Origin of the sequence: Shewanella sairae (assembly GCF_023283535.1) — a bacterium.
Taxonomy (GTDB): Bacteria; Pseudomonadota; Gammaproteobacteria; order Enterobacterales; family Shewanellaceae; genus Shewanella; species Shewanella sairae.
Genome location: NZ_JAKILT010000098.1, coordinates 1 through 7342 on the forward strand (window position 1 = coordinate 1; position 7342 = coordinate 7342).

The 7342-nt window shown below is 44.0% G+C and carries 5 protein-coding genes; 1 reads left to right on the top strand and 4 read right to left on the bottom strand.

Annotation, left to right across the window (positions count from 1 at the left end; genetic code table 11):
- Positions 1-460: 460 nt before the first annotated feature.
- The 4 genes from L2748_RS22435 to L2748_RS22450 form a co-directional block, all read right to left on the bottom strand.
- Positions 461-1027 (bottom strand): LemA family protein, encoded by a 567-nt coding sequence (locus L2748_RS22435; RefSeq protein WP_220783300.1) that lies wholly within the window; start codon positions 1025-1027, stop codon positions 461-463.
- Between the two features lie 97 nt (positions 1028-1124).
- Positions 1125-2387: a DUF3137 domain-containing protein gene (locus tag L2748_RS22440; protein ID WP_220783299.1), complete on the bottom strand. Its 1263-nt coding sequence runs from the start codon at positions 2385-2387 to the stop codon at positions 1125-1127.
- Positions 2374-3723, bottom strand: a complete 1350-nt coding sequence (locus L2748_RS22445; protein ID WP_220783298.1) for a DUF3137 domain-containing protein — start codon at positions 3721-3723, stop codon at positions 2374-2376. The genes L2748_RS22440 and L2748_RS22445 overlap by 14 nt, the downstream gene beginning before the upstream one ends.
- A 289-nt stretch (positions 3724-4012) precedes the next feature.
- On the bottom strand, positions 4013-4591 hold the full coding sequence (locus L2748_RS22450) for a thymidine kinase (RefSeq protein ID WP_220783297.1): 579 nt from the start codon (positions 4589-4591) through the stop codon (positions 4013-4015).
- Positions 4592-4971: 380 nt separating this feature from the next.
- Here L2748_RS22450 and L2748_RS22455 point away from each other — a divergent pair, with 380 nt between their 5' ends.
- Positions 4972-7104 carry a M3 family metallopeptidase gene (locus L2748_RS22455; RefSeq protein WP_220783296.1) on the top strand — a complete coding sequence of 711 codons (2133 nt, stop codon included), beginning with the start codon at positions 4972-4974 and terminating at the stop codon, positions 7102-7104.
- Positions 7105-7342 lie beyond the last annotated feature (238 nt).

Below are 7342 nucleotides of genomic sequence, written 5' to 3' on the forward strand. Positions count from 1 at the left end.
ATAAGTTGGTTGAGTCTTCATTACTTTTACACCGTTCTATATTAAGGAGAGTTTACCTCATATCGGTGTACAGGTTTATTAAGCCACAATAATTCGTTTGAAACACACTTTGGGGCAAAAATTAGTTACTGAACGTACAGACAACACCAATTCCCTATCGGAGTTGCCGAGGTCATTGAAGAACAATCTCGTGATTGAGGCATGGATGCCGAAATAGCCTTAGGTGAGCCATGGACGACGAAGATGAGGCGATAGAGATTTTCGAAGATGAGTGAGGGTCAACAACTCCGTCGGGGCGTCATGGTGGATGCAAGGAGGATAAGGACGAGCAGTCCTCCTTGCCCGGGTGTGGGATGGAATCCCACGACGTTTATCAAGCGCAGCTTGATTGCTTAAAGCTATTAAGCGTCACTCTGGCGCAGCCTGTTACCCTACTAGGGCTAAAACCCAGACCAATGGGCTATAAATTAGGTTTATACTCAAACCCAGCTTGTGCTTCGCTATCGCTAAAGCTGGCGATTTTCTGCTTACGCACCAACATGCTATTGATAAGAGAACCTGGGAACATCTCAATCGCGTTATTAAAGTCTTCAACGTTGGCGTTGAAAATACGGATCGCTGCGCCAATTTGCTCTTGTTGCTCGCTGATTTCAGCCATTAACTTCATATATACATCAGACGCTTTCAGCTCTGGGTAAGCTTCAACTGTCACTTTAAGGCCTTGCATTAAATCTTGAGTGCGCTGCTCGGCGGCGGCAAGCTTTGCGGTGTCTACACCAGAACTCATTTCGGCAATCGCGCTACGCAGCTCTGTGACTTTGGTTAATACTTCAGACTCATGCAGTTTATATTGCTCAACTAACTGCTCGACCATTGGAATGATCTTGTTCTTTTGGCGCTCTTGAGTCAGTACCGACGCCCATGCGCGATCCACGGCATTGTGTTTACCAATAATGCCGTTGTAGACCATGATAATGGCAATGATGACCACGACGACAACTATGATGCCGATGACTAAACTATCCATTTAACGTTCCTTTTTATCTTTAATTTATCTTCAATTTAACCGGGTATCACTGAGTAAACTGATTTGGGCTGAAAGCGGAAGCACTTTGGCCACCGGTTTAAGCACTGGCTTTAAAATTGTTATCGCTATAGCGCATCACTTCGTGCACGATTTCGAGCATCTTCTGCATTTGCTTTAATTCGGTATGGCCTGCTAACTCTTCAGCGAATGCTTTAGGGTTATCTAAACCGTTTACTCTTTTAACCGCTAATAAGTCATCGGTTACCGCCAAGCACAATCTTCCTTGCTGGCTGAATTCGAATACTGGCTTTTTCAACTTTTTAGCAAATAGGCTGAGCTTTTCTTCAACCGCTGGCGATAGCAAACGCGCAGCGCTCATAAGCTCTGCTGCATGAACTCGATATTGGCGATTAAACTCATTCGAGGCACTTTTATAGCGTTCCCCTCGACGCTTGATACCAAAGTCGTTACTGATGCTCATGTCCGCTGCAAACGGAAAATCTAATAACACACCGTGGCGATAGTAATGGTCTCTAACGGTACGAGTAGTGGTTTTACCATTGGCATCGGTGGTGGTTTCAGTGCGTTTTTCAACGTAGTGAAAACGGTAAAGCTGGTAGTCAAATTGATGCATATCACCTTGATAAGTGCTTTTATAGAGGCTTTCAATTTCGCGTAAATCGTTACCACGCTTAAACTCCCTAAAGCTACTTTCCAGCTCTTTAGCCAGCTTTTTGCCCTCAAACGGCACTTGCTCTAGATTATTATTAAATAAGGCATCTTTTAAAAATATGTTATCTGATAGCTTGTTACGCCACTTCATTCGGCCTCGAAGCCAAAACAGCATAATAACGCCTATCACGCCATTATGTGCCGCGAATCCTGAGCTTGGGTACCACAAGCCTAAAAACGAGGCCAAGGTATCGAAATACAGATCCCAATACCAATGTGGCCATTGTGGAACTAAATTCAGCGCCGCGCCCACAGCAGCCATCAATGCCATCCGCCCCCATTGCGGGCCGGGCACAGGTAAGCACTTACCCTTGTCTTCAAAATAGCGGGTCAATGTTGCTAAGCCCAACATCGGATACCAGATCACACTGTAGCCCAGTGCGCTTTTAAGAATGTGCATAACAAAGTCGGGGACCACTAACCCCAACTCAAAAGCTATCGGTAATAAGGCGAAAAATAATGAAACCGCACAGAAAAAACGATACCAGTTATCTCGATAATCTAGCGGCCCTTTATGATGCTCAACCTTACGCACTAACGCGATAAGATCATCTTGGCTTTTTGCGGCTTCGACATCGCTACCAATGGCGGCAATATTACGCGTGACTTGGGCGTTATAAGCCAGCATGAGTGTTGATCTCCTTATCATTTACTTCGGTGCTTGCTGGAGCATTGTTAGCATTACTAATAAAACCGGGATCACTTGCAAAGTTATTATCTGATAAGCGCATGAGTTCATGGACTGCTGCAAGCAGTTTTTGCACCCGCTTTAGCTCGGTATGGCCGGCAATTTCTTGATAAAACTCATCTGGCTTTGCCAGTGAATGTTTACGTTTTTCAATAATCAGCTTACTGGTAGAGGCAATACACAAACGGCCATCTGGCGCGATCTCTACCATAGGTGAAATAAAGTTGCGATTAAGGTCAAGTAACGTTTCTATCATTGCAGGCGTTAAAAAGCGTGCTGCGGTGAGTTTATCGCAGGCCTGTACTCGATAAATGTCATTAAATGCATTTGACTCTGTTTGATACTTTTCAGCATAAACCGAGTCTTTAAGACTTACCTCGTCTTCAGCATCTAGGCACAAACCGTTAGCGAATGGAAAATCGAGCAACATACCGTAACGGTCCCGATGTTCATGCACGGTTTTGGTTTTATAACCACCATTACCATCAGAACTGGTTTGAGTGCGTTTTACCGTATATTGAAAGTGATAAAGCTTATACTTAAAGCTGTGCTGCTCACCTTGATATTGCCCGGCAAACATCTGCTCTATATCACGCGTGCCACTACCGCGACGAAACTCTGCAAACTGCTTTACAAGTGCATCTAGTTTGTCTTCGGGTGCAGGCTTACTCTGTGTTAAGCCATTATTAAATAGCGCGTCACAGAGGAATATTTTATCGGAAAGATGTTTACGCCAATTAGCACGATAATCTAACCATACCCAGGTGATTGAACTGGTGATGATCAGAATAAACCACAACGCAAACTGCTGGTTGTCAATCTCTCCAACACTAACCACATAGCCAAAAATACGCAGCGCAGTCCAATAGGCTTCTGGCCATTCAGGTACATATATTGTCACCAGAGCCATTGCTGCCACCAGCAGTGTAAAGTTAACTACCATCGGGACTGGCAGCCATCCGCGCTCGTGGCAAAAACTGGCTAATAATGTAGTCAGTGCGACAGGAAGCCAATAGCAAGAGTCATCGATCACTAACTGAGCTAACGGCTCAACTTGTTCGTACCAGAGGCGCATAAAAATGAAAACGATACACAAGACACAAGCGCTAGCGAGTAACCACTTAACAGACTCCGTTATCTTATCGCGATAATCCAATGGTCCTGGGTGGTGTTTAACTTGAGTGATAACCTCGAGCAGGTCATCTTGAGAGGTCGCGGCATCAACATCACTGCGTAGCTTGGCAATATGTTGTGCAACTTTTTGGTTATGCTGCATTGAAAATCCTTGTACAACCACAGACGAAGGTGGGTAAAACAAGGGAGGCATTATGCATAAAAAACACAAAAAATACAGCGGTTTAAGTCACCACTTACAAAATGGAATGACTATAAATATTTTATAAAATATAAAACGCATTATAACGGGCTTTGAAGGTTAGTAAGGACTCACGTTATATTTATTACTGGCTGATAACTGAATATGAGAAATCCTGATCCGCGATGAGCCATAAAAAAGGCCAACACTATCTAGCATTGGCCTACTTTATCTCTAGGGGTAATAGCAATTAGTCCCAGATAAATTCTCTGAAATGCTTACGACACACTGATTCGTAGCTTTCGTTGCCACCAATCGCCACCTGCTCACCTTCTCGCATTGGCTTACCATTACCATCAAGGCGCACCACCATATTGGCTTTACGGCCGCAATGGCAAATGGTCTTTAGTTCTACCAGCTTGTCTGCCCAAGCAAGCAAATATTGACTACCAGTGAATAACTCACCTTGGAAATCTGTTTTTAGACCATAACAAAGTACAGGGATATCAAGCACATCAACCACGTAAGTTAATTGCTTAACTTGCTCTTTGCTTAAAAACTGCGATTCATCAATTAAAATACAGTGCAATGCTTGCTCAGCAAGACTGGCACGCACCATTTCAGTTAGGTTGTCGTTGCTACCAAAGACTTGCGCGTCTGTTTCAATACCAATGCGCGATGCGACTTTACCCACGCCATATCTGTCATCGATTGACGCCGTCATTACTAAGGTATTCATACCGCGTTCACGGTAGTTATAAGAAGACTGCAATAACGAAGTTGATTTACCCGCATTCATTGCTGAGTAATAGAAATAGAGCTGCGCCAAACTAAAGTCCTTAAAGGTGAATTCGGCGCTAGTTTAGCACTAATTTAAGCAAAAAATCATCTTAACAAAACAGTTCATGCGATCACGCCACAAAAAATATCTGCGGCGTCATCACCTCACAACTCGCTAAATAAGATACTAAGTTTAGTGAGTCATTCTTCGCTTTTTAACTGAACTGCTTATTTTGACTAGTTTTACTCCGCCAGTCCTATAAAAAGCCAGAAAGTACAAGGGATGCAACCAAACTATAAATATGTGATAAACACAACAAAACCAACACAAAACCCAGCATTGATGCACAAAATGACTCACATTAAGACACGTTTAACGCCAAAGCGTTAAATTAAAAACACAATTATAATAAAGGAAGTCAAAATTTTATGCATAAGTCAGTTATTGCAGCAGCCATTGCCGCAACATTAACCCTGAGCGCATGCTCAACCACATCACCAGAAAACACCAATGCTGTTATGGTACAAGCACAGAATCCATTCTTACAGGCAAGCACCTTGCAGTATCAAGCTCCAGACTTTACAAAAATTAAGGATGAGCATTTTCAGCCAGCCTTAACTTTAGGCATGCAAGCGCAATATCAGCAAATTTTGGATATTGCCAACAACCCACAAGCGCCGACATTTACCAATACCATTATTGCAATGGAAAAGAGCGGCGAGTTACTGACCCGCACTTCAAAGGTGTTTTATAACCTAGCGGGTACAGATAGCAATCCAACACTGCGTAAAATTCAAGGTGAAATGGCGCCCAAAATGGCGGCTCACTCAGACAATATCAATTTAAACCCAGCGTTATTTACGCGTATAGAAACGCTATATAACCAAAGAGACAGTTTAGATTTATCGGCTGAAGAAAATCGCTTAGTTGAGGTGTACTACAAACGTTTTGTGCGTGCGGGTGCCAAACTGACAGAAGATCAAAAGCAACAGATCCGTGTACTTAATGCTGAGCAGTCAACGCTAACTAATGAGTTTGCTCAGCGCTTAATGCGCTTAACCAAAGAGATCGCTGTTGTTGTTGACTCAAAAGAGCAACTTGCTGGTTTATCAGCAAGTGCAATCAAAGCAGCTGCCGCCGATGCGGCTGCTAATGGTCACCCAGCTAAGTATCAACTAAACATCACCAACACTACACGTCAGCCAGTACTGACTCAGCTACAAGACAGAGCCCTGCGTCAGCAAATTTGGCAAGCATCAGCTGAACGTGGTCTTGAAGGTGAGAACGAAACTGCGTCTTTAGTGGCAAGACTGGCACAACTTCGCGCCGAACGCGCTGAGTTACTTGGTTATAAAAACTGGGCTGAATACCGCCTAGAGCCACAAATGGCTAAAACACCGGAAGCGGTTTACAAGATGTTTGGCTCTATGGTGCCAGCGGTAATTAAAAACACCGAAAAAGAAGCGGCTGATATCCAAGCCATGATCAATCAAACTGGCGGCGACTTTGAGCTAGCGCCGTGGGATTGGGCGTATTACGCTGAACTTGTACGTCAAGAAAAATACGACTTAGATGAAAGTGCAATTACGCCGTACTTTGAATTTGACCGTGTACTAGAAGATGGTGTGTTCTTCACCTTACAAGCGCTATATGGCGTGACACTTAAACCACGCCCAGATCTGCCTGTTTACCATGAAGATGTAAAAGCCTACGAAATGTTCGATGAAGATGGCAGCAGCATGGCTATTTTCTACGCCGATTACTTCTCACGTGAAGGTAAGCGTGGTGGCGCGTGGATGAGTTCATTTGTGGCCCAATCTGAGTTATTAAACAACAAGCCTGTTGTGATTAACGTAATGAACATTAAAAAAGCGCCAGCTGGTGAGCCAACATTTGTTAGCTACGATGAAGTCACCACCATGTTCCATGAAATGGGCCACGGTACTCATGGCATGTTCTCAAAGGTGAAATACCCAACACTGTCTGGCACATCAGTATCACGCGACTTTGTTGAGTTCCCATCGACCTTTGAAGAAGATTGGGCTGCGCACCCTAAAGTGTTAGCCAACTACGCGAAGCACTATGAAACTGGCGAGCCTATTCCAAAAGAGCTACTTGAAAAGCTATTAAAATCACGCAGCTTTAACCAAGGTTTTGACACCTTAGAGTATATGTCAGCTGCCCTATTGGATCTTGAGTGGCATACACTTAAAGCGGGTAGCCCGCTACAAGATGTGGCGAGTTTCGAAGCAGCTGCGCTTAACAAGCACGGCGTCAATCTACCAGCTGTGCCGCCACGTTATAAGTCAACTTACTTTGCCCATGCGTTCCCTGGCGGCTACTCAGCAAGTTACTACGCCTACATGTGGAGTGAAATTCTAGCTGCTGATGCGTTTGCTTATGTGCAAACTCAAGGCGGACTTGATCGCGAAATCGGTATTAAGTTTAGAAAGACCATTCGTGAAGTGGGTAACTCTGTTGCACCTATGGACGCCTACAAAGCCTTTAGAGGCCAAGAGCCGACAACTGAAGCACTGCTAGAGCGTCGTGGTTTAAACTAGCGTTAGAGCGTCGTGGTCTAAACTAACGTTAGAGCGTCGTGATCTAAACTAACGATACACAAGCTTAGTAACAAAAAGCTCCAGTATTAATGCAGAGGCTCAAAATAGAAGCTCCCTAATCAGGGAGCCTTTTTATATCTGATAGATATTCGAGATAGTCATTCGAGATAGTCATTCGAGATAGTCATTCGAGATAGTCATTCGAGATAGTCATTCGAGATAGTCATTCGAGATAGTC